We start from the raw sequence: 24,919 nt of genomic DNA, 5'->3' as shown, positions 1-24,919 counted from the left end.
AAATTGGTTGGGTTATTTTTATACAAATTGGTTGCACACGCTATAACGCTAATTATTTATGATAAATATATTCTAAATAAGAAAGTGTGATTATAATGAACTACATACAAAATAAGGGTAAGGTCTACTTCGCTTTTACAATAACCATCATCTTATGGGCTTCTGCATTTCCAGTAATTAAATTAGCATTAAGCGACTTTTCAGCTGTACACTTATCATCATTACGGTTGTCAATTGCTAGCTTGATTCTCTTAATTTTAATCATCATTAAAAAAATACCTATACCTGATTTTAAAGATATACCTATTATACTATTATTAGGTTTTTGTGGGTTTACCTTATACCATATTGCTTTGAGCTTTGGAGAATATTATGTTAGTGCTGGGATTTCAAGTTTAATCGTTTCAACAACACCCATTTTTTCTGCACTTTTAGCAACTTATTTTTTAAAAGAAAAATTTTCAAAACTTGCTTGGATTGGTTCGGTTATTGCATTTATTGGAGTTGCATGCATTGCTTTAGGTAATGATTCTAAAGTAATAGCAATGTGTATTGGCATTGCCTTAGTGCTCATTGCCTCTATAGGTGAAAGTATCTATTTCGTGTTTCAATCTAGTTATTTTAAAAAATATGGGTTTATTCCATTTACAATTTACACAATGCTTGCGGGATCGTTGTTCACCTTTATATTTTTACCCGGAGCTATTCATGAATTACAATATGCGGACACTAACACTTTACTTTTAGTATTATATTTAGGCGTTTTTCCAACAGTTATTCCCTATTTTGCACTTGCTTATACAATATATAAAGTAGGTGTTGCTGATGCAACAATGTCCCTGTACTTAACACCAGCCTGTGCGCTAGTACTTTCTTTTATTATGGTTGGTGAAATGCCTACCATGGTAGCAATTATTGGCGGAATCGTTACTTTAATCGGAGTGAGCATCACTACTAATCATGCAAAAAATATCGGCTAGCGATTTAATGTAGCAACACACTTGTCACTATGATTAAAAAATAACTGTTATAAATTATGTTGTCGCACATTTGTTTTATAAACACTTAAGCGTATTTTCATTGTATTGCAGCTACTAATGCTATAGTATTAGTACTGATAAGGGATTAAATATCCAACTTAAATTATCGCTCGAATGTGAAGCCTCTCTAAGATAAAGGCTAAGTTTATCTTGATTTTGATGCTCACGCATTTGAGCTTCTTTTGTTTACATACAGACAATGATACATGTGGCAAATTCGATTAGAGCGTATTGTTTTAAGTGCTAAAATACACCCCTTATTATAAAAGGATTAGCTCATATGTACAAAATAGCATTTTATAGAAGATTATATTTCAAACCATTTATTGAAGTTTATAGCCTTCTCACCATAAGCTAGACAACATGATTATTATTTTTTTAAAATCAAAAAGAACGTACGTTCTAAAAATAGGAGAATGTTTATGAATTTAACAGAATTTCAAGCACACATAGAAGATAAATTACCAGCTTTAGATAGCTTTTACGATAGAGCGATTAACTTCCAATTAGAAAAAGACAGTAGAAGACCACCTAAGAAACGTTGGTCAGAAGCAAAAATAGAAAGAGCTGCCAATAATATGTATAAAGATTTAATGAAAGGTATATATGAAAAAGTTAAATCTTTAGTTGAAGAAAGAGAAAAGCAACCCTCTCACGTATGGATAGATTATTTAGAAAAACATGAAATGTATGAACAAATCAATGAGTCACTATACGAAATTGAGTTTGAATAAACATACTAAAAGCAAAATGGACTCAATTCTAAGTCCACCTTGCTTCTTGTTAATACGATTTTGTTCAAGTACTAATGATTAACTATCCCATTTTGAACGTAAAATACATGAACAAAAATTATTTTGTGGATACTCTGGTTCGAAATATTTAATTACGTCGGATTTTATATTTCCGAAGGTTGTTTCAGGCTTATGTTTAAATCCATCGTAAAAAGATTGGATGACATCATTTTTAAAATTGCCTCTTGGGAATTTAGTGATAATTGCTTTTCTGATGTCATCAGCATATTGATCCCAATTATTCCCCATAACGTCCATTCCTACGCCATGATATAACAATGCTACATTGCTTTCTTTATGTTCAGCTACCCCTAATGTCGTATGCAATGCTATAGAATCCCAAGCTAACTGTAAATCTTGATTATTGTAATTGTAAGCCTCCAAAAATTGTCTTACAGCATTAGCGCCATCTACTTCAAATCTTAAATCATCACTACTATACTGCTCTGTTAAACCTAAATCATGAAATAATGCAGTTATATAGAGTAGTTCTTTATCATAATTTAACTTATCTTGTTGACCTTTGATTTCTCCAAATAAATAAACTCGATTTGAATGATTCCAAATTAATTCATTCCCATATTCTTTAACAATTTCTTGAGCATTTTGTATAATTTTACTATCAGGTACCTTAATGTCATTTATATTAGTTATCATAATAAATACTCCTTTATTTGTATGATTAAATATTTCATCTAAAATGAATAACGCTTTTGATGTGGCTTTGTGGAAAATTATTTATAAAAATAGAAAACCTAAATTTTAAGAAAGCTTGAATCACTATCTACCAAGTTTTTTGTTCTCATAATTCAATCACTTATGTGATTTTATTATCATTAAGTATATAGAAAATATCAGCTAGTTCTTGATTAACTTGTAAAGCAGTCTCTCATTCATCTACGTTCATTTTAAACTTAATAATTGTCTTAATTTGCTTGTTGTTTGTTTAAATAATTATCCTATGCTTTACCAACTATATAAACAGCTTATAAATGTTTAAACATAATATAGTCAATTTGTTTTTCGTCCCCCATATAAAATGAATGCGCATCAATTTTTTCAAACCCTAATTTTTCATAAAATGCAATAGCATTATAGTTCTTTTCCCAAACACCTAACCAAATATGGTCGCATGATAATTCTTTAGCTACCTCTATTGATTTATCATATAGCTGCTTGCCTAAACCAAGTTTTTGAAATTGATTTAAAACATAAATACGTTCAATTTCTAAATTGTTTCCTTCATAAAATTCTGTTTGTGCATCTTGAATATTTAATTTCAAGTATCCTGCTAATGATTCTTGATAGAATATAAAATAAAAAAATGAATTTGGATTTTGAAATTCTTTTAATACTTTCTCTTTAGTGAAAGTGCGTAGTAAATAATTATCAATATTCTCTTTTTTATTTTGTGCTCTAAATGTTTCATCAAATGTTTGATACGCTATGTTTCGTAATTCTTCTAAATCTTCCATGACACATTTTCTTATCATTCTTTTGCCACCTTTTATTTTTTATTGCATTTGCAACTATTTTACTTGATAATAATATAACATATATCAGTTATTTTTACATAGAAAGGTGCAGTGTATTCAGTGGAAAAATATAATAAAGTATCTATATTTATAATTTTATTTGCAACATTCCTATTTGCTTTCACACAATTCCTATTAATTAATGCCTATCCTACTATAATGAGAGAATTTAATGTAAATAATAGTCAAATTCAATTACTCACTTCATTATTTCTATTTACCACAATGATTTTAATTCCTTTTACAAATTATTTGTCGGATACATATAAATCTAATCACCTAATAATAGCCGCTTTATTTTTATTAATACTTGGTACTTTTTTAGGATGTCAAAGCTTCAATTTTTATATGTTATTAATTTCTAGGATCATACAAGGTGCAGGTTACGCAATTATTCTGCCAATCTCTCAATCAGTACTTTTAAAAATTGCTCCTAATAAGCATCAATCTTTTATTTTAGGATTACTTAATTCCGTAATAAATATTGCTCCAGCCATAGCTCCGCCGATTACTGGCATATTTTTAGCGTTTTTAAATTGGAAAATTATGTATTGGCTATTACTACCGTTCGAAATTTTAGTTATAATTATCTCAATAATCTATTTAAGTAACACTTTTGAAAATAAAAAAACTAAATTAAATAAAAAGATTGTTACGCTGTATGCAATGGGCAGTGTATTTCTATCTCTAATGCTTTTGTTTTTGGATTTAAATATAATATTTAGCTTATTGAGTGGTTTTATTAGTTTTCTTATTTTTACTGTTTTTATTTTTTTAGATAGGCATAGTGAAGTCTCATTGATTAATTTTAACTTGTTGAATTTTCGAATAATAAAATTGCCTACAATTGCCTTATTTCTAGTGATGATGTTGTTGCTTTCTGTTGAGAGTATATTACCAATTTTTACTCAATCAATTTTAAATTATACACCTATTGAATCAGGTTTTATTATGACCCCAGGGACTTTAATATTAATAATGGCTACATTTATATCGAGTAAGTTATATGATAAAAACCAAAACAGCAATATCATTATTATAGGAGTAATAACCACTGCTGTATCCTTAGTATTATTTATTTTTATCGATATTCATTCATATATGGTTACAACAATAATTGTATTTTGTCTATTCATGTTCGGCATTGGTTGTACTATTACACCGCTAACAAGCATTGCATATATAAATTTAGATGCAGCTTACCTTTTTCAAGGATCTGCATTAATAAATACCTTTAGACAATTTGGCCTAATACTAGGTGTGACTTTATTTTCTAAAGCTATCAATTTTATAAGTCATCTATCTGTATATCATTCAACGACTTCTAATCTATTATTAGGAATAAGAATTTCTTATATAGCAATGGCTTTAATATTAGTTATTGTTTTGAAACTAGCATTGTCATTAAAAGATTTACAAAATAAAATATCGTTATCTCATACCAATAATTCTAATATCAAATTGTGAAGTTGCTTGATAATCGTTAGGCATTACTGTAAATTTTTTGTTCTTCATATTGTAAGCAAGATTTCAAAATAGTATCAATATCCTCCCTATTCATTTAAGTTGGCTATTTAGTTATAATAATTATGTTAGTATCTTGATTTTTTAATGGAGGCTTTAAAATGAGTACTATTGGAACTTTATATTTTTTCTCTGGAAAAATGGGAGCAGGGAAATCAACCAAAGCTAAAGAGATAGAACAAACTGAAAATGCAGTGTTATTATCTGAAGATGAATGGTTAGAAAAATTATATCCAAAGCAAATTAATAGTTTTGATGATTACTTAAATTACTCAAAGTTGATAAAGCCATTATTGAAAGAACACATTCAGCGTATTTTAAAAGTCGGTAGCAATGTAGTATTAGATTTTCCAGGTAATACTACAATTCAAAGAAAATGGTTATTGAGCATAGCTTCAGAAATTAACGCAAATCATCAATTGATTTTTCTTAATATAAACGATGATCAATGTTTGAAACGAATTAATAAAAGACGTAATGAAGAACCAGCAAGAGAACAATTCGATACTAAAGAAACTTTCGAGTATGTTTCTAGTTTCTTCGAATCGCCTAAATTTTCAGAAGGTTTAAATATTATCGAAATAAAATAATAAAAGCCCACCTAGTTATTTAAGTGGGCTTTTGCATACTCTTCTTTACATTTATTACTATTTGGACAACCACTCATTTGAATGATTTTTTCGACACACTTTATAAAATTGCTAAGATCAAATTATCTATTTATTTTTACCATTCTTCAAACTAACTATTTTCGCTCTACTAACTCAAGTATCTTTTTTAATTTGATAAGCTGTTTTATCTGAACCTAGAAATTTTTGAATTGTATCATACACTTCATTGATTGCGTTCATTTAAAACACCCACCGGTTGGTGAGTCTTAAATAATGAAAAATTAGAACGTTCACATGCAAAGATATCAATTTTGACAATAAATTTTACTCATATAAAAAACGGCTATCACAGTATAGTGATAGCCCGTAAAACAAAAGCCACTACACATGATATTTACTTACTCATATGACAGATGACTTACAAAATATTTTAATTGGTATAAAAAAAATAATATTTAGTAAAATAATGATGTACTATTCAGAACATTTATTAATACTTTTAGCAAAGGACTTATTGATAGAAGGTTGAATAATATTCTTAAAGTATTAAATGACGCATTGCCTAAATATGAACCATTTCCACGCATAAGTGCTAGTTTAATCATTATTGCTTAATGATTAAAACATACACCAATTGAAGAAGTCATATCACATTATGGCCATTTATCTTACTATCCAAAAAGAAATAATAAAATATTATTATTTTAATCTAATTCACTTATCATCGATTTTAATAATACAATTTGACCGAAGTGTCGATTAGTATGAATAATAGCAAAATGGATAGATTCATTAAAATTGTTCATAACGATGTCTACATCTTTAAGCACAATTGGTTCATTTCTATCTTTCTCTAATTGCTTTTCTAGACTATTAAAGATTCTATCAAGTTGTTCATTTAGCAATACTTTTAATTCATCAAAAGAGGGTTCATTTCCATCAAAATTTATTGGTGATGTCCCCCATAGAAAATATTTTGCAGCACTTTGCTCTAAGACTTTTTGCCCATTAATAGTTTCAAATACTAGAAAATCATTTAACAATATTAAATGACCTAATTGCCATTTGATATTATTATTAGCAATAGCTGGTTGAAGTGTAGCTTTCTCTTCATCAATATCTTTAATATGCTTTTTTAATAAATTATATGAAGCTTGAAATTGTTCTCTAATCATTTGTAATCCCTCACTTAAAATACTTATTGACTGAACTGTAAACAGAATAGTATTGAAACAATATCACTTATCTTTTTTAATTGCAAAATACTCAATTTAATTCTTATGCAGTTGAGGCTAAACTGGATTATTCAAAATAAAAAGCCTTTAACCACTAAGGTTAAAGGTTTAAGTATGGAGACGGCGGGATTCGAACCCGCGTCCAGAGGTTCTGATACTAGCACTTCTACGTGCGTAGTCTATCATTAAGTTTCGCATAATGGGAGGTGATAGACATCCATCATTACGCTAGTTTGATTGATCTCTTCTAGGCAGACTTCAAACGGCAGTGCCTAACGTATCCTACTATAGGTTGAATCGCGGTTAACAGCACATAGGAGATGCTGTTAGGCGATGCAGAGTGCTATTACGCAGCTACTGCGAAATTATTGTTTTCTTTGCCAGTTATTATAACTGTGTGTGTTGGTGACGGAGACAACCCTCCGACACGCTTAACTAGCTCATGGAACCCCTGTCGAATCCAAAAACGCCCCCAGAATAATAATTAAATGTACTTTCTGTTCACTCTATCATCGTTATAGAGCTTTTAGAAAGCACATTCAATATTACCAAAGATTAAGGTCTTTGGCAATATTTTCGCTTAATAACGGGCCTTCATCTCTCTAGCTACATCACGTTTGACTGCTTTTTCTTTTAAAGCTTGTCGTTTATCGTATTTTTTCTTACCACGCGCAATGCCTAGCAAGACTTTACAATGTCCATGTTTAAGATAAAGTTTCAAAGGAACAATTGAATAGCCAACTTCACGTGTGCGCTCACCAAGCTTCTCTATTTCTCTCTTGTGTAATAATAGCTTCCGTGAACGACGTGGATCATGATTAAAACGATTGCCTTCTTCATAAGGAGCAATATGCATGTTATTCAAATACATTTCACCACGATTGACTTGTGCGTAACTATCTTTTAAGTTGGCACTGCCACGACGAATCGATTTAATTTCTGTCCCTTGTAACACAATGCCCGCTTCAATCGTATCTTCAATATTATAATCATGTCTCGCTTTACGATTTTCAGCTAACGTACCTGGTGATTTTTTCTTTGGCATTGAGTTTCACCTCTTTGTTGAGTTATTTTTTCTTCTTACGTGCTTTGTTTTTAACATTTTTATCTTTATAAAATGGTTTGTGTTTCGTATTGCCGCTACCTTTGTCAGCTTTATTACGTTGATTTTTTCCTTTGCGTGGTTTGCGCTTGTTTTGACTTTGCTTATCATCTTTAGACTTATCTAATGATTTACCACGTGTCTTAGCTTGAATCGTCTTACCGCGTGCCGGTCTTTGGCTGCCACGATCATTTTTTGGTAAAGGCATACCAACGATTTGGAAATCAATCATACGTTCATCGACGTCAACGTTAATCACTTTAATTGTTACAGGATCTCCGATACGGAATACTTTAGCTTGGCGTTCACCAATCATAGCCATTTGACGTTCATCAAAATGATAGTAGTCATCTGTTAGATTAGATACGTGCACCATACCTTCAATAGTATTCGGCAATTCGATAAACATACCAAAGTTTGCAACTGAACTAATAATACCTTCGAACTCTTCACCTATATGTTGTACCATATATTCAGATTTCTTAAGCTCATCCGTATCACGTTCAGCTTCAATTGCTCTACGTTCTCTTTGAGATGTATGTTCAGCAATTTCTGGTAAAGCATCTTCCCATTTATTCATTGCTTTCTTATCCATAGATTTTTCTACAATATACTTACGGATAAGTCTATGAACAATTAAATCTGGATATCTACGAATCGGTGATGTGAAGTGAGTATAGTACTCTGCTGAAAGACCAAAGTGTCCTAAATTCACATCATCATAGCGTGCTTGTTGCATAGAACGTAACATCATCGTTGAGATAACCATTTGCTCAGGTTGACCTTCAACTTCTTGTTGAATCTTTTGAAGTGTAGAAGGATCAATTTCTTCTCCCGTACCTTTAATCATAAGACCAAAATTAGTAATAAAATCAAAGAACTGACGTAAACGCTCTGACTTAGGTTGTTCATGTACACGATAGATAAATGGAACTTCTAAACGATCAAAATGTTCAGCTATCGTTTCGTTTGCAGCTAGCATAAATGACTCAATCAGACGCTCGCCTTCACCACGTTTTCTCAATTCTACGTCCGTTGGAATACCTTCACTGTTCACGAGTACTTTTGCTTCACTAATATCAAAGTCAATTTCTCCACGACGTTTTCTCATATGAATCAAACGTTCAGATAAATCTTGTGCTAAATCAAGCATTGGTGTGACTTCGCTATATTTTTCACGTGTTTCTGCATTTTGATCAGTAATAATTTCATTTACTTCATCATATGTCATACGATAATTTGAGTGAATTACACTATCAAATATTTCATGTTTAACTACCTCACCACGTTCATTCAACTCCATGCGACAACTTAATGTAAGTCTGTCTACATTAGGGTTCAATGAACAAATACCATTACTTAAGCGGTGTGGAATCATAGGAATAACTCGATCAACTAAGTAAACACTCGTTGCACGTTCGTATGCTTCTGCATTTAAAGCAGAACCTTCTGTCACATAATAACTTACATCAGCAATACTTACAGTTAACTGCGTATGGCCATTGCTTAATTTTTTAACACTGATTGCATCATCTAAATCCTTCGCATCTGCCCCATCAATAGTAATTGTTAATTCATCACGTAAATCATGACGTCCTTCTATTTCTGAAGGCTCAATTTGATCTGGCACTGCTTCTGCTTCAGATAATACGTTATCTGGAAACTCAATTTCTATTCCATGTTGATAGATAATAGATAAGATGTCTACACCCGGGTCATTCTTATGACCTAAAATAGCTGATACGTGGCCTTCTGGGTTATCTGTGCCATCTGCGTACTTAGTAATTTGAACTAATACTTTATGACCATCAATAGCACCAAGGTTCTGACCTTTTGGTATAAAGATATCTTGCATAATACGTTTATCATCAGGGATTACAAAACCAAAGTGACGCGCTTCACTATATGTCCCTACCACTTGCGTGACTGAATGGGTCTCTATAGATTTAACTTCACCTTCTGTTTTTCCTTTATGGTCTCCCTTAGAATTTTGCACCTCAACTAGGACAGTATCTCCATCCATCGCTCTATTGATCTTATTCGGTGGAATAAAGATGTCATCTGTGTCACCTTCTTCTGGACGTAAGAATGCAAATCCTTTTTTATTTTGACTTAATTTACCTTTTATCAATTTGGATTGCTTTCCTTTATTAGATTCCCTACGTTGGTATCTATCTGTTTTGGTACGTTCAATTAAACCAGTTTGTTCTAACTCTACAAGCACCTTAATTAAATCTCTAAATGAGTCGGCACTATTTAAGCCTAAGGCATCTTGAAAATCAGATACTGACATTGGTTCATAATCTGGTTGTTTAATAATCTCTTCAATGGATTGTTTTAAATTCATTATGCCCCTCCTTTCTATTAATAAATAATTCTAATTTCTATTCAGACCAATCTAATGATTCTAAAAAGACATATAAATCTTCAAATACAGCTTCTTTTTCTTTGTCTATTGTAATGACATGCCCTGAATTCGCATACCATTTAATATCTTTATCATCAGATTCGCTTTCATTGTATATAATGTTTGCAGAATCCGTGTTAATCATTTGGTCTTGTTCTGCTTGAATAACCAATAATGGATCCATCACTTCATCTACGTGATCTCTCACATCTTGAATTTGTCCTTGAAGTTCTTTCAAGGTCTCAGTAGGTTTAAATGCATCCATTTCTTTTTCAATTGTAGCTTCGTCTTTACCTTCATACTTCTTGAAGTTACGAGCGTATGATAAGACGCCTTCAAACATAGCTCCTTCAGTCTTAATGTACATAGGCGAACACATGGTTACAATACCCTTAACATCTCTGTTTAAGCTTAATTTTAATGCATAACAGCCACCAAGGGATAGCCCAGCAACTACAATTTCATCATAACCTTTTTCTACTAAAAAGTCATAGCCATCTAATGCATCTTTATACCATACATAAGGACTTGATTCTAATATCTCTTCAGGTGGCGCTGCATGTCCTTCATATTGTGGCGCATAACATGTATACCCTTTTTTCTGTAAAAATCGACCTAATTGTCTAACATCTGATGAATTTCCAGTAAAACCATGTAACAATAGTACTGCACGATTACCTTCTTCAAAAAAGAATGGTTCTGGAAGTTTGATTTGCATCGTGATCCAACCCTTTCGCTTATGCTTTTAACTACTTTAATAATCTATTTATATCATTTATATTATCATTAACTATAATTTCAACATCTTATATATCCATTATAAATAAAAAAGCCCGACTTTAACATTGTCGGACCTTATAAACCAAAATAACTTATGCCTAACATTAATAAGAAGAAAATGATAGACAATACAATTGTTAATCTATGCAAGAATAAATCGATGCCGCGTTGCTTTTGTTTACCAAATAACTGTTCGGATCCACCACTTATCGCACCTGATAGTCCATTACTTTTACCTTCTTGGAGTAACACAACAGTTACTAATGCAATACAATCTAAAATTAAAAGGATCGTGATTAATGTATGCATGAAAATTGTCCTCCATTCATTATATACGAATCGCATTATATCACACGTTCGTCTTTTTTAGCAAACTTCTATCTGTTGAAAGTACTTTTGCGTTTAATTGAAACGATAAACATATAAATTGCTAATATGAATGACATGACCATTACAATTGTTAACGGAAGAATATTAATCATAGATTTACTATCTAATATCGCCCCATAAACAGCGCCAATATTAATGAGGTTGTATAAAATTTGTGAAGTAAATACAGCAAACATAAACCACCATAAATACGTGTGTCTATTCCAAATTGAAATGATACCTGCTAAGTTTGCAAGTATGTACATCACACCGGTAAACTGAAAGCTATTTTTGATCGTTCCAACAGCGTTATCTGACGGTTTCTGGCCACTATTAATTAACATTTGCTTAACGACACTATCATCTAAAATAACAAATAAATGTATAGCATAAAGAATGGCGATGATTAGTGAACTATATGCAATCAGATGAGCCGTTTTCGTTTCTCTTGAACTCGGTTTTAAATCCATAATAAGTTAGGACTCCTTCTATAATTTACATCTTTAATTATATCAGTTTCAAAGTGAAATATGAACAATTTAAACAACTCCTACTATTTAAATAGAAAGTACTTAGAAATAAACGTATTCAAATATTCCTATATGATATATATAACGTTAAAATACTGCAATCCCAAATCTTATTTTATAGTCCTACTAATCTCAATTTCTTAGTCCTACTAATCTCAATTTCATTGAGAAAGTCTTTGGTCGTTTACAATAGCCTTGCTATTGCATAAGTCCTACTAATCTCAATTTCATTGAGAAAGTAGGACTATAAAAAACACGCAAGTCAATGACTTGCGTGTTAGCGCGTGAACTCTTTTTTAACTGTGTATTATTTAGCTAAATTATAGAAAGATTTAAGTCCGTCAAACTTACCTGTTTCGTATAATTCATCTTCAATACGTAATAATTGGTTGTATTTTGCAATACGGTCAGTTCTTGATAATGAACCTGTTTTGATTTGTCCTGCATTAGTTGCAACAGCGATGTCAGAAATTGTAGTATCTTCTGTTTCACCTGAACGGTGAGATACAACTGCTGTGTAACCAGCTTTTTGAGCCATTTCAATAGCGTCAAATGTTTCAGTTAAAGTACCAATTTGGTTAACTTTGATTAAGATAGAGTTACCAATACCTTTTTCAATACCTTCAGATAATTTAACAGTGTTTGTAACGAATAAATCGTCACCAACTAATTGAACACGATCGCCGATACGGTCAGTTAATACTTTCCAACCATCCCAGTCGTTTTCGTCCATGCCATCTTCAATTGTGATGATTGGATATTTGTTAACTAATTCTTCTAAGTAGTCAACTTGTTGTTCTGCTGTACGTTTAGCACCATTTTCTCCTTCGAATTTAGCGTAGTTATAAACGCCATCTTCAAAGAATTCTGAAGAAGCACAGTCAAAACCTAAGAATACATCTTTACCTGGTTCTAAACCAACTGCTTTAATAGCTTCTAAAATTGTTTCTACAGCATCTTCAGTACCTTCGAATTTAGGAGCGAAGCCACCTTCGTCGCCTACTGCTGTTTCTAAACCACGGTCTTTAAGGATTGATTTAAGGTTGTGGAAGATTTCTGCTCCCCAACGTAATGATTCTTTAAATGTTTCTGCACCAACTGGTAATACCATGAACTCTTGGAATGCAATTGGAGCATCTGAGTGAGATCCACCATTTACAATATTCATCATTGGAACTGGTAATTGTTTACCATTGAATCCGCCTAAATATTTGTAAAGTGGTTGGCCTAATAAATCAGCTGCTGCACGAGCTACGGCGATTGAAACACCAAGAATAGCATTAGCACCTAATTTACCTTTATTTTCAGTACCATCTAATTGAATCATCATTTTGTCGATAGATACTTGTTCTAAAACTGAAAATTCACCTTCAATAATTTCTGGTGCGATAATGTCATTAACATTTTCAACTGCTTTAATAACACCTTTACCTAAATAACGTGATTTATCACCGTCACGTAATTCTACTGCTTCATGTTCACCAGTAGAGGCACCTGATGGTACTAATGCGCGACCAAAAGCGCCACTTTCAGTTAATACTTCTACTTCAACTGTTGGGTTACCACGTGAGTCTAAGACTTCGCGAGCGTAAACATCTGTAATAATTGGCATGTTTATAATCTCCTTTATAAATAAGTAGTTTAGAAATATTAAATTTCCTCTTCATTATAGCCTCTAAAGCTATAAATACAAAGTAATTTAATTGTTTTTAATTTGTTTGTCCATGCTTTAAAACAACACTAATTTTAAAAAAATTCATGTATTTAAAACATTGTTGTTTTCTCATTTTTAATTTAAAAATGATTAATGATTAATTAATGATTCACCAGTCATATCCTCTGGTTGGTTAACATTAAGTAAATCTAATAATGTCGGTGCTAAGTCACCTAAACGGCCTGTTTCACGTAATGTTACACCTTCTTTAGTAACGATTACAGGAACTGGATTTGTCGTATGTGTCGTCATTGGTTGGTCATCATCAGTCAATACCATGTCTGAGTTACCATGGTCGGCTGTAATGATTGCATGACCACCCATATCGATAATTTTATCAACGACTTCACCTAGACACTCGTCTACAGCTTCTATTGCTTTAACAGTTGGTTCAAGCATACCACTATGTCCAACCATATCCGGATTAGCAAAGTTTAATAAGATTAAATCCAAATCACCTTTATCTAACTCTTCTATTAAAGCATCTTTAACTTCGTATGCACTCATTTCTGGTTTTAAATCGTAAGTTGCAACTTTAGGTGAATCAATTAAACGACGACGTTCACCTTCAAATTCATCATTACGTCCACCACTCATGAAATAAGTTACATGTGGGAATTTTTCTGTTTCAGCAATACGCAATTGTTTTAAACCATTGTCTTGAGCAACTTCACCAATTGTGTTAGTTAAGTCAACTTTTTCAAAAACAATTTCTGCGTCAACATTATCATTGTATTTCGTAAATGTTGCATAGAATAGATCATTAATTCGATCTACTTTAAAGCCTTCAAATGCTTTGTCAGTAAATACTTCAGAAAGTTGTCCCGCTCTATCCGGACGGAAGTTATAAAATATTACTGAATCGCCATCATTAATACCGTTATTTTGATCAGTAACGATAAATGGTTCAACAAATTCATCTGTTAAATCTTTAGCATAATTTGCTTCGACACCAGCTTTTGCTGACTCAAATGTTTCTCCATCGAAATTACGGATAGCATTATAAGCTTTTTCTTCTCTATCCCAACGTTTATCACGATCCATTGCATAATAACGTCCTGAGATAGATGCGAATTGACCAATGCCTAAGTCTTTAAATTTAGCTTCAGTTTCTTCGATATATTTTAATGCAGATTTTTGGTCTACATCACGTCCATCTAAGAATGCATGTACATAAACGTTTTCAACGCCTTGCTTTTTCGCTAGTTCTAATAAAGCAAATAAATGTTTGTAATGACTATGCACACCACCGTCTGATAACAAACCAAAAAGATGAAGCGCTGAATGATTATCTTTTACGTGTTGAATTGCATCGTTTAATACGTCATTGTCAAAGAAATCCCCGTCTTCAATTGACTTATTGATACGAGTCAAACTTTGATAAACAACACGTCCGGCACCAATATTCATATGTCCAACCTCTGAATTACCCATTTGGCCTTCTGGAAGACCTACATCTAAACCGCTTGCTTCGATTTGAGTTGTTGGGTAGTTACTGTAGTAACGATCAAAATTGGGTTTGTTAGCTAGTTTCACAGCATTACCGTGTTCGCTCTCTCTGTTTGCAAAACCATCTAAAATAATTAATGCAGTTGGTTGTTTAGCCATATTACTTTGCACCTTCCAACAATTGGACAAAATCTTCAACTTTAAGTGATGCGCCACCTACTAATGCACCATCAATATCTGATTCAGCCATGTATTCTTTGATGTTGTTAGGTTTAACACTACCACCATATTGAATACGAGTTGCATCTGCAACTGTTTGGCTAGATAATTCTGCAACTGTTTCTCTTACGAAAGCACACATTTCGTTTGCATCTTTAGCAGTTGATGATTTACCAGTACCAATAGCCCAGATTGGTTCATATGCGATAACAACTTGTTTCAATTGTTCTTCAGATAAACCTTCTACAGCTTTTTTAACTTGGTTGCCAACAACTTCGTTTGCTTTACCACTTTCACGTTCTTCGTCTGTTTCGCCTACACAGATGATTGGTGTCATGCCATGGTTGAATACAGCATGTGCTTTCTTGTTAATTTCTTCATCAGTTTCGTGGAAAATTTCACGACGTTCTGAATGTCCAATAACAACAAATTTCACACCTAAGTCTGATAATGCAACTGGAGAAGTTTCACCAGTAAATGCACCGTTATCTTCGAAATATGCATTTTGTGCACCGATTTGTAAGCCTTGCGCTTTACCATCGTTAATTAATGTAACTAAAGCGTCTAATTGAATTGTTGGGGCACAAATAACAGATTCTACTTCTTTTGTATCTGGTAAAGCTGGTAATGCATTAACAAAATCTTTAGCTTCTTGAACAGTTTTGTTCATTTTCCAGTTACCTGCGATAATTGGTTTTCTCATTATATTACACTCCTATTAGTTAATTATGATGAAACGTTTTAAAACGTTTCATCAATGTCTATCATTTTACTAGTTGTGCGTTTATTTATTAGCGATTGCAACAACGCCTGGTAATTCTTTACCCTCTAGGTACTCTAATGATGCACCGCCACCTGTTGAAATATGACTGAAATCATCTGCGTATCCTAATGAAATTGCTGCAGCAGCTGAATCGCCGCCACCAATGATTGTATTTGCATCTTTTAAGCCAGCAATTGCTTCACAAACTCCAATTGTACCTTTAGCAAAGTTGCTTAATTCAAATACACCCATAGGTCCATTCCAGATTACTGTGTGCGCACCTTGTAATTGCTCTTTGAATAATTCTACAGTTTTCGGTCCAACATCCATTGCTTCTTGATCAGCTGGAATATCATCTATAGAAACTTCAGTAATTACTGCATCATTTGAGAATTCTTTTGAAACTTTACAATCAACTGGTAATACAATTTGGTCACCAGCACGTTCTAATAAGTCTTTAGCGAAATCTACTTTATCTTCTTCTAATAATGATAAACCAATTTCTTTACCTTGTGCTTTAAAGAATGTATAAGACATTCCACCACCGATGATTACTTTATCAGCAATATTCAATAAGTTAGTGATAACACCAATTTTATCTGAAACTTTAGCTCCACCAATAATTGCAACTACAGGTTTCTCAGGGTTCTCAACTACACCACCGATATATTTGATTTCTTTTTCCATTAAGAATCCTGCAACAGTTTCTAAGTTAGATGCAATACCTACATTAGAAGCATGTTCACGGTGAGCTGTACCGAACGCATCATTTACAAATACGTCACCAAGTGAAGCCCAGTATTTACCTAATTCAGGATCATTTTTAGATTCTTTTTTACCGTCAATATCTTCAAAACGAGTATTTTCGACTAAAAGAACATCTCCTTCATTAAGGTCTTTAACGGCTTGTTCAAGTTGTTCGCCACGAGTCTCAGGTATGAATTTAACATCTTTACCTAATTTCTCTGATAAAGCTTCTGCAACAGGTTTTAAAGTCAATTCTGCTTTATCACTTTCTTCTTTAACTTTACCTAAGTGAGAGAATAATACGACTTTACCACCTTCATCAATAATATAATTGATAGTCGTTAATGCTTGAACGATACGGTTATCGTTTGTGATTTCTCCATCTTTCATTGGGACGTTGAAATCAGCACGGACAAGTACAGTTTTACCTTTTAATTCTATGTCAGATACAATTTTTTTAGCCATCTAAACTTCCTCCTCTTAATGGAACAATAAAGTAAAATAAGCGGAGAAGCGTTTGTGCTCCCCGCTTACTCCTAAGCTTATCGTTAAATTTAACAAAGCACATTGGGCTTGCTAAATTAATTTTTGCTTCAAATTATTTAGCTTGAGTTGCTAAGTGTTCTAATGTACGAACTAATTGTGAAGTGTAAGACATTTCGTTATCGTACCAAGCAGCTACTTTAACTAATTGACGATCGCCAACAGTCATTACACGAGTTTGAGTTGCATCGAATAATGAACCGTAAGTCATTCCAACTACGTCAGAAGAAACGATTTCATCTTCAGTGTAACCAAATGATTCGTTAGAAGCATTTTTCATTGCTTTGTTAACGTCTTCAACACTTACGTCTTTTTCTAATACAACAGTGATTTCAGTTAATGAACCAGTTGCAACTGGAACACGTTGAGCGCCACCGTCTAATTTACCATCGATTTCAGGGATAACTAAACCAATTGCTTTAGCAGCACCAGTTGAGTTAGGGATAATGTTTTCAGCTGCTGCACGTGCACGACGTTTGTCGCCTTTTGGATGTGGAGCATCTTGAGTACTTTGGTCACCAGTGTATGCGTGAATAGTAGTCATTAAACCTTCAACTAAACCGAAGTCGTCATTTAATACTTTAGCTACTGGAGCTAATGAGTTAGTAGTACATGAAGCACCTGAAACTACAGTTTCTGTACCGTCTAATTCAGTGTGGTTCGTATTGTAAACGATTGTTTTAAGATCACCAGTTGCTGGAGCAGAAATTAATACTTTTTTAGCACCTGCATTAATGTGAGCTTCTGCTTTTTCTTTATCAGCGAAGAAACCAGTACATTCTAATACAACATCGATGTCTAAGTCTTTCCAAGGTAATTTGTTTGGATCTGGTTCAGAGAATGATTTAACTTCTAAACCATTAACACGGAATCCGTCATTTTCAACTTCAACTTCTCCTGTGAAGCGACCTTGCATTGTATCATATTTTAATAAGTGAGCTAACATTTCGTCATCTGTTAAGTCATTTACTGCTACTACGTCAATACCGTCAACGTTTTGAATTCTTCTAAATGCTAAACGACCAATTCTACCAAAACCATTAATTGCTACTTTTACTGCCATTAAAATGGCCTCCTTTAATAATGATATTTAAAAAGTGAAATCACTTTTTATTACTATTGTTTGCGATTACTCTTGCCGCGCCTTCATCTGTTATTAAAACAGTGTTATTAGGCGCTATTGATAGGTAAGCTTTAATTGCTTCCCCTTTTGATTTACCCCCAGCTACTGCAAAGATAAATTTTTTCGATTCAAGATCTTCTAATTGAAGTCCAATCGTTTTCACTTTATGAACGATTTCACCTTGATCATCGAAATAATATCCAAATGCTTCACCTGAGGCATTGTGATGTTGAAGTTTATCTATAACTTCACTAGATGATTGACGTCTTCGCGCCATCTTCAGCGCATCACCAATGCCATGGATCGTAATATTGGATTGCTTTATTTTCTCAAGTGTGTGAATCACTGATGGCTCTAACATCAGTGTATTATACGTTGTCTCACTCACATTGTCTGGTACATACAATGTTGTATAATCGCCACCCGTTTGCTGCGCCATACTAGCTGCAATCGTGTTAGCTTGATATACAACATTCTCTCCAAGACCACCGCGGGCAGGTACAAAAAATACATTGTATGGCTGATGATGCATCGCTTCACTGACATATGCCATCGTAGAACCGCCTGTCACAGCAACAATCGATTTTTCATACAGTACATCTTCAACAAGTTGACCCGCCTGACGTGCTAATTCAATCTTAACTGTCTTATCAGAATCAGAGTCGCCTGGAATAACATAAACATCTTTGATGTTGTACTGCTCTTTTATAATTTGAGCAAGATGATGGTCGTCAGAATAACTATTAAAATAACTATTTAACTGGCGAACCGTTGCTTCACCTTCTTCAGTTATTTCCATACCTGTGGGCTTTACCTTTACAAGTTCTTGCTTCTTCAATGCATCCGTTTCAGATCGCAACACGCGTTCAGTTAAATCCATATATTCACTTAAGCTACGCCTACCTACAGGTTGATACTTAGAAATAGTAGTGAGAATTGAAAAACGACGATACATCTTTTCAACAATTTCAGGAACTAACTTCTGTTGAATTTTTATCAAGTCTTTCACTACTATCCTCCTCCTTATCAAAATTAAGGGCCAAGTTCTAACCACAGGTTGACTTTTTGCGTCCCTGGTGGGACAAAAAAATATAACCTTTTATATCTGCAATACTACTACTATATATTCTAAATTGCAAGAAAAATACTAATCTAATATTTAAATAAAAAGCATGCTTAAAAAATCACATTTACAACATCCTTTTCATTTACTTTTTACCCTTTCTACCTATTACTTAATCATATTTGTTTTATATTTTACAATTGAACTCCTTTCGTTCCATCGCAGCCTTTTGCTTGTAAGTGACTATGATTGAACAACCATGTAAATACCATTAAACTAAGTTTATATCAATATATTAGGAGGAAGTGCTATGGCTCAAAATGACCAACCAAAAGTGATTGATCCTGATGACGAACGATATAAAGACTCTGACTATTTTAAAAAAGGCGACGCACGACCTAACGACCGTAATTTTAAAACTTACAAATATACGAGAAATACTGGTTGTGGATGTGGACCATTAGGATGTGGTAGTGGTTGCTTTACGCTCATTTTATTATCGCTTTTCCTTACTTATTTAATTAATCTTCTATTTTAAAGCTCAGGTTGCTTCAAAATAGATTAAGGTATGAATAAATTCTATCAATAACTATAACTTCTATGTAAAACCTGCTCATTATGTCGAAACCCCTGATTTTTTTAATGTATAAAGCAATGCTCTATCAATTTAATCATAGCAGAGTCGTCTTATATGTTTCATATCACATTATATGCTTGATTTGGGTTCTATGATCATTTTTGAAAATAACTTAGAATAAAGTTCATATGCTTTCAATTACACAATACACAAAAAGGCAATACTCACGCTATCCAATGAGTACTGCCTTTTATTTTTAACTTCTACTATATTTTGAGTGAAATATTTACGATTATCAGTCGTCGTCTGTTGATTTTGAGTTAGCGCTGTTATCTTGAGAAGTTTGTTCTTGTCCACTACTTTGACTGCTTTTTGCTGATGTGGCCGGTTCACTAGTAGCGCTGGGCTTTTCTTGTGTTGTTGCAGGCTCAGATGTTGGTTCTTCAGTTTTTTTTTCCTCGGTTGAAGGTTCTTCAGTTGTTTTTTCTTCTGTCGATGGTTCTTCTGTCGTTTTCTCTTCTGTGGAAGGCTCTTCAGTTGTTTTTTCTTCCGTAGATGGTTCTTCGGTCGTTTTCTCTTCTGTAGAAGGTTCTTCAGTTGTTTTTTCTTCTGTGGAAGGCTCTTCGGTTGTTTTTTCTTCTGTCGATGGTTCTTCAGTTGAACGCTCTTCGGTTGTTTTTTCCTCTGTAGTACGCTCAGCAGTAGCAGGTTGTTGAGTCTGTTGCTGTGTTTGTTGTTGCGTTTGTTGCTGTGTTTGTTGTTGTGTCTGCTGTTGCGTCTGTTGAGACTCTTCAGTAGATTTTTCTTTTTTCTTTTTCTCTTCTTTAGTCTTATCTTTTTTATTTTCTTTCTTTTCTTGGCTTTGATTGTTTAAGCGATCATTAGCTTTATTTGAATGATCCACAAATGCGAAAATGGCAAATATCAATCCACCTACAAGTAATAATACAATGATTCCACTTACAATTTTTGCAAAACGACTCATTTTTTTGTTATCTTGATTATCAAAATCATTATCCTGCTTATGCTTTGGCATATGCTCCCCTCACTTCAATTTATATCATAACATTTATGTTTTTCTCATATATAATCCAATAGTAAAAGTATATTTTACACTATTTCATGTACGAATTAAACTTATTAACTATTTTTTAATACAGCTGTTATCGTCGTGTCATATCTATAGTAGAATAGACGTATCAATATTTTAACTATGCTCTTCATATTTCAACTTTACATTAATCTATAGGCAATCTCACTTTCAATACATTCACTGAATTTTAACCTTACCTTATTATAATTATACTACTATCATAACAGGATGTGGCGTCAATATGAAAAAACATGATCCATTACACGACTATGAGCGAATTAATCTCAAGGATGAAAAAAGTAACAAAGGACTTCGTCAAATGATGGTTGAAAACGACAACTATGAATCTCGTAAATATACAAAAACACGTTTTGTTTTCTTTATTTTTGTAATCTTTTTAATACTCATTGCTTTTGGCATCATTAGCATTTTTATTTTATAATACTACTTCTAGTATAAGTTTTATTATTAAAGTAATCAAAAGTTAAAAAGATAGTTCCTAATCATTAATTGCGTTAACATATAAATATAGGCCTATACGATACTCGCATAGGCCATTACTAAAGGGAGTCAAAATTTTACCTTCGTTAGTATATTATGGGGTATACTCGAAATAATTAAGAGATGATTAATTAATATCGAAGGTACCTTTATTATAACCTATACTATTTTAATTTAAATACTTCTAGCAAGAAGTTAATGACATATTAATGAACAAATTTTGAAAAAATTATGTCCTTCAAATGCGATTAGATTATCCTACCTTTAATCATTGCAATATTAGGCACTATTATTTAAGAGGTGATAAGATGAAAAACTATTTAATTACAGGCGGCACTGGCATGATAGGCACACAACTTGTGGAAGCCATCATTCAAAGCGATGCACATATAACTATTTTGACAAGACAAAACAAATCAAGTTCACACCCGAAGATTACTTATGTGAATTGGTCAGAATCTGATTGGGAATCTAAAATTCCTCATATTGATATTGTCATCAATCTTGCAGGTGCTAGCTTAAATCAACGGTGGACAAAAGCACATAAACAATCCATTATGTTAAGTCGCTTACAATCTACCCAGGCATTATTTGATTTATTTAAAAATCGTGAACAAAGACCTTCTGTATTTTTCAATGCAAGTGCTATAGGTTACTACAAACCAGATTTAAATAGAACTTATACAGAATTATACAAAACTTTACCATTCGATTTTCTTTCAGAAGTGGTTTATCAATGGGAAAGACGTGCCCGTCAATTTGAAGCATTAGGTACACGCGTCGTAATTGGTAGATTTGGAATGGTTCTCTCTCAATCAGGCGGCGCTCTACCTTTAATGAAACTGCCCTACGAACTTTATCTTGGTGGTAAACTTGGGACTGGAAGACAGTGGTATTCATGGATTCACTTAGATGATTTAACAAGAGCCATCCTTCATACAATTAATACCGAAAAGGCTCAAGGCGTGTTTAACTTCACTGCCCCAATCGTGGAACATCAAAATTTATTTGGCTATACACTCGCTCGCGTTACACATCGTCCACACTACACTTGGGTACCTTCTTTTGCACTCAGATTAGTATTAGGACAAATGTCAACAGTCGTACTCGACACCCAAAAAGTCATTCCAAATAAATTACAGGCTATTGATTTTAAATTTAAATATCCAGATTTAAAAATTGCTTTGGAAGATTTAGTTCACTAACTTTTATGAGAGGGATAAAATGAAAGCAGATAGTCTAACACATATATTATTACTCATTATTAGTTTATTACTTTTATTAAATGGCTGCTTTGCTTTTGATAAGTCGCTAGCTATGACGATAGTATCTTCTATTTTTATCATTGTAGGATTACTACTATTGATTGTATCAGCAAAACTTTTCTATAATAATATAGTTAAACAGAAATAGATGTCAAAAAAAGACAAGTCGCTTATAACGACTTGTCTTTTTTATTAAAACTTTAATTTTAACTTATGATTCTGGAACCATGACTTGGTCAACCAGACCATATGTTTTAGCTTCTTCAGCTGATAAGAAATTATCACGATCTGTATCTTTTTCGATTTTTTCAATAGATTGACCTGTACGGTCTGCTAAAATTTGATTTAATTTAGAACGTGTTTTAAGAATATGGTTCGCAGCAATTTCAATTTCTGTAGCTTGACCTTGCGCGCCACCTAATGGTTGGTGAATCATTACTTCAGCATTTGGCAACGCAAAACGTTTGCCTTTTGCACCAGCTGCAAGTAAGAATGAACCCATGGACGCAGCCATACCAATACAAATTGTTTGAACATCTGGTTTAATATGTTGGATTGTGTCATAGATTGCAAAACCAGCTGTCACACTACCACCTGGTGAGTTGATGTAAAGGTAAATATCTTTTTCAGCATCTTGTGCTTGTAAGAATAATAATTGAGAAACAATAGAGTTTGCTACATTATCATCGATTTGTGAACCTAACATGATAATACGATCTTTTAATAAGCGTGAGTAAATGTCATATGCACGTTCCCCACGATTTGTTGTTTCAATTACTGTAGGTATTAAATTCATTAATATTGCCTCCTTATTTCTAACTGATAAATATATTTTAACCTAAAAGTCAAACATGGTCAAAAAATAACGCTTGAAATTTTCACGAAATTTCTTCAGTTGTTATTGACCATTGCTATTAAGATTTGTACACTTAAAGTATTGTTAAATTCCCCCCTCGTAGTGTAATGGATAACACATAAGATTCCGGTTCTTAGAATAGGGGTTCGACTCCCTTCGAGGGGATTTATAATATTATATTTATTTGTAACCGACATTATTAAGCAGATGCTGAATAATGTTTTTTTATAACAGTTTGATACTTATATTGCGTACAAGCGCATATTTCTGGTTAAAGGTTATAATAAGTGTTTAACGAACTATGACAAATACATCAACACTACTAAGCATTTGAACTCTTTATATAAACTAAACTGATAATAATCATTTCACTATTTTTAACATCGTATTAGCATGTGTTTGAAATTCATAATCTACTTTGCATTCACTAACGTTATATCCTAATTCAGTTAAATTTTTAATGATATGGTCTAAATATGCATAGCGATGACCTTCTAAATCAACCAACGGGAAGATTCTAAGCTCTTTTTTGCTCACTCTTAACAGTTCTTCTAAACATTTTATATGAAATGCATAATCTAATCTATCAGCATACATAAATAAAAAATGCGCAGATAATACGATATCAAATGCTTCATCGCAGTACGGTAATTCTGGTAATGATACAGCTTTGTATTGATTATTGTGACGCTTCATATCTTCGACACAATCTTCCAATGCCTGTTGCCGCTGATATTTCAAATCCTCTATATTTTTAAAGTAATTCCAATTATAATTATCCTCGGAATTTTTCATTTTTTCTATCGTATGTTGAATGTCCTCTTTACCTTTCGCATACAAATCAACTCTATTAAAATAATATGCTATATCACACGCTTCTATATTTAATCCTTTTTGTCTTCCTATTGCAGAAAATGAACAAGCTCCAGCAGGACAATCCAAAATATTTTTTCTCTCTAACTCAGGTAATGATAAATCAAACATCTTCAAATATTCTTTATATGTACGTCCTATAAAAATAATTCTTTCTATTTCTAATTTTTCACTTCTTAATTTATTAGTCAAAGTACCTCTCCTTA

General features: G+C 32.8%; 25 protein-coding genes, 1 tRNA gene and 1 other RNA gene. 9 read left to right on the top strand and 18 right to left on the bottom strand.

Annotated features, from left to right (window positions below; translation table 11 throughout):
• Positions 1-95: 95 nt before the first annotated feature.
• Both BK821_RS06405 and BK821_RS06400 read left to right on the top strand, forming a co-directional pair.
• Positions 96-980, top strand: coding sequence for a DMT family transporter (locus BK821_RS06405; protein ID WP_046837245.1), 885 nt, complete (start codon positions 96-98; stop codon positions 978-980).
• A gap of 482 nt (positions 981-1,462) precedes the next feature.
• Complete coding sequence (locus BK821_RS06400; RefSeq protein WP_046837244.1) at positions 1,463-1,774, top strand: hypothetical protein; 312 nt, start codon at positions 1,463-1,465, stop codon at positions 1,772-1,774.
• 78 nt (positions 1,775-1,852) lie between these two features.
• Here the strand turns inward: BK821_RS06400 and BK821_RS06395 are convergent, their stop codons facing one another.
• Together BK821_RS06395 and BK821_RS06390 are read right to left on the bottom strand one after the other, a co-directional pair.
• Entirely contained in the window at positions 1,853-2,491 is a 639-nt protein-coding gene (locus BK821_RS06395) for an HD domain-containing protein (RefSeq protein WP_046837243.1), read from the bottom strand.
• Positions 2,492-2,820: 329 nt separating this feature from the next.
• The gene (locus tag BK821_RS06390; protein ID WP_046837242.1) at positions 2,821-3,327 is read right to left on the bottom strand and encodes a GNAT family N-acetyltransferase; all 507 of its coding nucleotides are present in this window, start codon (positions 3,325-3,327) and stop codon (positions 2,821-2,823) included.
• A gap of 102 nt (positions 3,328-3,429) precedes the next feature.
• On the opposite strand from BK821_RS06390, the gene BK821_RS06385 reads away from it, so the two are divergent.
• Together BK821_RS06385 and BK821_RS06380 are read left to right on the top strand one after the other, a co-directional pair.
• On the top strand, positions 3,430-4,836 hold the full coding sequence (locus tag BK821_RS06385; protein ID WP_053042479.1) for an MFS transporter: 1,407 nt from the start codon (positions 3,430-3,432) through the stop codon (positions 4,834-4,836).
• Between the two features lie 158 nt (positions 4,837-4,994).
• On the top strand, positions 4,995-5,483 hold the full coding sequence (locus BK821_RS06380; RefSeq protein WP_071331434.1) for a P-loop nucleotide/nucleoside kinase family protein: 489 nt from the start codon (positions 4,995-4,997) through the stop codon (positions 5,481-5,483).
• 725 nt (positions 5,484-6,208) lie between these two features.
• Here the strand turns inward: BK821_RS06380 and BK821_RS06375 are convergent.
• From BK821_RS06375 to BK821_RS06315, 13 genes are all read right to left on the bottom strand, one after another.
• Positions 6,209-6,679 carry a DinB family protein gene (locus BK821_RS06375; RefSeq protein ID WP_046837240.1) on the bottom strand — a complete coding sequence of 157 codons (471 nt, stop codon included), beginning with the start codon at positions 6,677-6,679 and terminating at the stop codon, positions 6,209-6,211.
• Positions 6,680-6,851: 172 nt separating this feature from the next.
• Positions 6,852-7,213: a transfer-messenger RNA gene (gene ssrA / locus BK821_RS06370) on the bottom strand.
• 106 nt (positions 7,214-7,319) lie between these two features.
• Entirely contained in the window at positions 7,320-7,784 is a 465-nt protein-coding gene (smpB, locus tag BK821_RS06365) for an SsrA-binding protein SmpB (protein ID WP_046837239.1), read from the bottom strand.
• 22 nt (positions 7,785-7,806) lie between these two features.
• Positions 7,807-10,188, bottom strand: coding sequence for a ribonuclease R (gene rnr, locus BK821_RS06360; RefSeq protein ID WP_071331433.1), 2,382 nt, complete (start codon positions 10,186-10,188; stop codon positions 7,807-7,809).
• A gap of 37 nt (positions 10,189-10,225) precedes the next feature.
• Complete coding sequence (locus tag BK821_RS06355) at positions 10,226-10,966, bottom strand: alpha/beta hydrolase (RefSeq protein WP_046837237.1); 741 nt, start codon at positions 10,964-10,966, stop codon at positions 10,226-10,228.
• A gap of 137 nt (positions 10,967-11,103) precedes the next feature.
• On the bottom strand, positions 11,104-11,337 hold the full coding sequence (secG, locus tag BK821_RS06350; RefSeq protein ID WP_046837236.1) for a preprotein translocase subunit SecG: 234 nt from the start codon (positions 11,335-11,337) through the stop codon (positions 11,104-11,106).
• A gap of 68 nt (positions 11,338-11,405) precedes the next feature.
• Positions 11,406-11,867 (bottom strand): hypothetical protein, encoded by a 462-nt coding sequence (locus tag BK821_RS06345; protein WP_046837235.1) that lies wholly within the window; start codon positions 11,865-11,867, stop codon positions 11,406-11,408.
• A 367-nt stretch (positions 11,868-12,234) separates the two neighbouring features.
• On the bottom strand, positions 12,235-13,539 hold the full coding sequence (eno, locus tag BK821_RS06340; RefSeq protein ID WP_046837234.1) for a surface-displayed alpha-enolase: 1,305 nt from the start codon (positions 13,537-13,539) through the stop codon (positions 12,235-12,237).
• A 192-nt stretch (positions 13,540-13,731) separates the two neighbouring features.
• Positions 13,732-15,249: a 2,3-bisphosphoglycerate-independent phosphoglycerate mutase gene (gpmI, locus tag BK821_RS06335; RefSeq protein WP_046837233.1), complete on the bottom strand. Its 1,518-nt coding sequence runs from the start codon at positions 15,247-15,249 to the stop codon at positions 13,732-13,734.
• 1 nt (position 15,250) lies between these two features.
• Complete coding sequence (tpiA, locus tag BK821_RS06330; protein ID WP_046837232.1) at positions 15,251-16,012, bottom strand: triose-phosphate isomerase; 762 nt, start codon at positions 16,010-16,012, stop codon at positions 15,251-15,253.
• Positions 16,013-16,093: 81 nt separating this feature from the next.
• A complete protein-coding gene (locus BK821_RS06325) occupies positions 16,094-17,284 on the bottom strand; it encodes a phosphoglycerate kinase (RefSeq protein WP_069823250.1) in 1,191 nt (396 codons plus the stop codon).
• 133 nt (positions 17,285-17,417) lie between these two features.
• Positions 17,418-18,425, bottom strand: coding sequence for a type I glyceraldehyde-3-phosphate dehydrogenase (gap, locus tag BK821_RS06320; protein ID WP_046837230.1), 1,008 nt, complete (start codon positions 18,423-18,425; stop codon positions 17,418-17,420).
• A gap of 40 nt (positions 18,426-18,465) precedes the next feature.
• Complete coding sequence (locus BK821_RS06315; protein WP_046837229.1) at positions 18,466-19,494, bottom strand: sugar-binding transcriptional regulator; 1,029 nt, start codon at positions 19,492-19,494, stop codon at positions 18,466-18,468.
• 364 nt (positions 19,495-19,858) lie between these two features.
• Here BK821_RS06315 and BK821_RS06310 point away from each other — a divergent pair, with 364 nt between their 5' ends.
• Complete coding sequence (locus tag BK821_RS06310; RefSeq protein ID WP_046837228.1) at positions 19,859-20,086, top strand: hypothetical protein; 228 nt, start codon at positions 19,859-19,861, stop codon at positions 20,084-20,086.
• 334 nt (positions 20,087-20,420) lie between these two features.
• Here BK821_RS06310 and BK821_RS06305 read toward each other — a convergent pair whose 3' ends face one another.
• On the bottom strand, positions 20,421-21,161 hold the full coding sequence (locus tag BK821_RS06305) for a DUF4887 domain-containing protein (protein ID WP_071331432.1): 741 nt from the start codon (positions 21,159-21,161) through the stop codon (positions 20,421-20,423).
• Between the two features lie 298 nt (positions 21,162-21,459).
• Between BK821_RS06305 and BK821_RS06300 the strand changes: the two genes are divergently transcribed.
• The 3 genes from BK821_RS06300 to BK821_RS06290 all read left to right on the top strand — a co-directional run bounded on the left by BK821_RS06300 (position 21,460) and on the right by BK821_RS06290 (position 23,132).
• Positions 21,460-21,660 carry a hypothetical protein gene (locus BK821_RS06300; RefSeq protein ID WP_046837226.1) on the top strand — a complete coding sequence of 67 codons (201 nt, stop codon included), beginning with the start codon at positions 21,460-21,462 and terminating at the stop codon, positions 21,658-21,660.
• Positions 21,661-22,027: 367 nt separating this feature from the next.
• The gene (locus BK821_RS06295; protein WP_071331431.1) at positions 22,028-22,924 is read left to right on the top strand and encodes a TIGR01777 family oxidoreductase; all 897 of its coding nucleotides are present in this window, start codon (positions 22,028-22,030) and stop codon (positions 22,922-22,924) included.
• A gap of 19 nt (positions 22,925-22,943) precedes the next feature.
• Positions 22,944-23,132 carry a hypothetical protein gene (locus BK821_RS06290; RefSeq protein WP_071331430.1) on the top strand — a complete coding sequence of 63 codons (189 nt, stop codon included), beginning with the start codon at positions 22,944-22,946 and terminating at the stop codon, positions 23,130-23,132.
• A gap of 63 nt (positions 23,133-23,195) precedes the next feature.
• Here BK821_RS06290 and clpP read toward each other — a convergent pair whose 3' ends face one another.
• Positions 23,196-23,780 carry an ATP-dependent Clp endopeptidase proteolytic subunit ClpP gene (clpP, locus tag BK821_RS06285; RefSeq protein ID WP_046837224.1) on the bottom strand — a complete coding sequence of 195 codons (585 nt, stop codon included), beginning with the start codon at positions 23,778-23,780 and terminating at the stop codon, positions 23,196-23,198.
• A gap of 153 nt (positions 23,781-23,933) precedes the next feature.
• Between clpP and BK821_RS06280 the strand changes: the two genes are divergently transcribed.
• A tRNA-Arg gene (locus BK821_RS06280) sits at positions 23,934-24,005 on the top strand.
• A gap of 198 nt (positions 24,006-24,203) precedes the next feature.
• Here the strand turns inward: BK821_RS06280 and BK821_RS06275 are convergent.
• Positions 24,204-24,905: a class I SAM-dependent methyltransferase gene (locus tag BK821_RS06275; protein ID WP_071331429.1), complete on the bottom strand. Its 702-nt coding sequence runs from the start codon at positions 24,903-24,905 to the stop codon at positions 24,204-24,206.
• Positions 24,906-24,919 lie beyond the last annotated feature (14 nt).

This window comes from Staphylococcus sp. LCT-H4, assembly GCF_001866145.1.
GTDB lineage: Bacteria > Bacillota > Bacilli > Staphylococcales > Staphylococcaceae > Staphylococcus > Staphylococcus succinus.
This window is presented reverse-complemented; position numbering and strand designations above follow the sequence as displayed.

Excerpts from the sequence above, each read along its gene's own strand:
- BK821_RS06345 (WP_046837235.1), bottom strand. The coding sequence starts at position 11,867 with ATGGATTTAAAACCGAGTTCAAGAGAAACGAAAACGGCTCATCTGATT.
- BK821_RS06290 (WP_071331430.1), top strand. The coding sequence starts at position 22,944 with ATGAAAGCAGATAGTCTAACACATATATTATTACTCATTATTAGTTTA.
- BK821_RS06295 (WP_071331431.1), top strand. The coding sequence starts at position 22,028 with ATGAAAAACTATTTAATTACAGGCGGCACTGGCATGATAGGCACACAA.
- BK821_RS06395 (WP_046837243.1), bottom strand. The coding sequence starts at position 2,491 with ATGATAACTAATATAAATGACATTAAGGTACCTGATAGTAAAATTATA.
- BK821_RS06400 (WP_046837244.1), top strand. The coding sequence starts at position 1,463 with ATGAATTTAACAGAATTTCAAGCACACATAGAAGATAAATTACCAGCT.
- BK821_RS06325 (WP_069823250.1), bottom strand. The coding sequence starts at position 17,284 with ATGGCTAAAAAAATTGTATCTGACATAGAATTAAAAGGTAAAACTGTA.
- eno (WP_046837234.1), bottom strand. The coding sequence starts at position 13,539 with ATGCCAATTATTACAGATGTTTACGCTCGCGAAGTCTTAGACTCACGT.
- BK821_RS06300 (WP_046837226.1), top strand. The coding sequence starts at position 21,460 with ATGAAAAAACATGATCCATTACACGACTATGAGCGAATTAATCTCAAG.
- BK821_RS06380 (WP_071331434.1), top strand. The coding sequence starts at position 4,995 with ATGAGTACTATTGGAACTTTATATTTTTTCTCTGGAAAAATGGGAGCA.
- rnr (WP_071331433.1), bottom strand. The coding sequence starts at position 10,188 with ATGAATTTAAAACAATCCATTGAAGAGATTATTAAACAACCAGATTAT.
- clpP (WP_046837224.1), bottom strand. The coding sequence starts at position 23,780 with ATGAATTTAATACCTACAGTAATTGAAACAACAAATCGTGGGGAACGT.
- BK821_RS06375 (WP_046837240.1), bottom strand. The coding sequence starts at position 6,679 with ATGATTAGAGAACAATTTCAAGCTTCATATAATTTATTAAAAAAGCAT.
- BK821_RS06310 (WP_046837228.1), top strand. The coding sequence starts at position 19,859 with ATGGCTCAAAATGACCAACCAAAAGTGATTGATCCTGATGACGAACGA.
- smpB (WP_046837239.1), bottom strand. The coding sequence starts at position 7,784 with ATGCCAAAGAAAAAATCACCAGGTACGTTAGCTGAAAATCGTAAAGCG.
- gpmI (WP_046837233.1), bottom strand. The coding sequence starts at position 15,249 with ATGGCTAAACAACCAACTGCATTAATTATTTTAGATGGTTTTGCAAAC.
- tpiA (WP_046837232.1), bottom strand. The coding sequence starts at position 16,012 with ATGAGAAAACCAATTATCGCAGGTAACTGGAAAATGAACAAAACTGTT.
- BK821_RS06390 (WP_046837242.1), bottom strand. The coding sequence starts at position 3,327 with ATGATAAGAAAATGTGTCATGGAAGATTTAGAAGAATTACGAAACATA.
- gap (WP_046837230.1), bottom strand. The coding sequence starts at position 18,425 with ATGGCAGTAAAAGTAGCAATTAATGGTTTTGGTAGAATTGGTCGTTTA.
- BK821_RS06305 (WP_071331432.1), bottom strand. The coding sequence starts at position 21,161 with ATGCCAAAGCATAAGCAGGATAATGATTTTGATAATCAAGATAACAAA.
- BK821_RS06405 (WP_046837245.1), top strand. The coding sequence starts at position 96 with ATGAACTACATACAAAATAAGGGTAAGGTCTACTTCGCTTTTACAATA.
- BK821_RS06355 (WP_046837237.1), bottom strand. The coding sequence starts at position 10,966 with ATGCAAATCAAACTTCCAGAACCATTCTTTTTTGAAGAAGGTAATCGT.
- secG (WP_046837236.1), bottom strand. The coding sequence starts at position 11,337 with ATGCATACATTAATCACGATCCTTTTAATTTTAGATTGTATTGCATTA.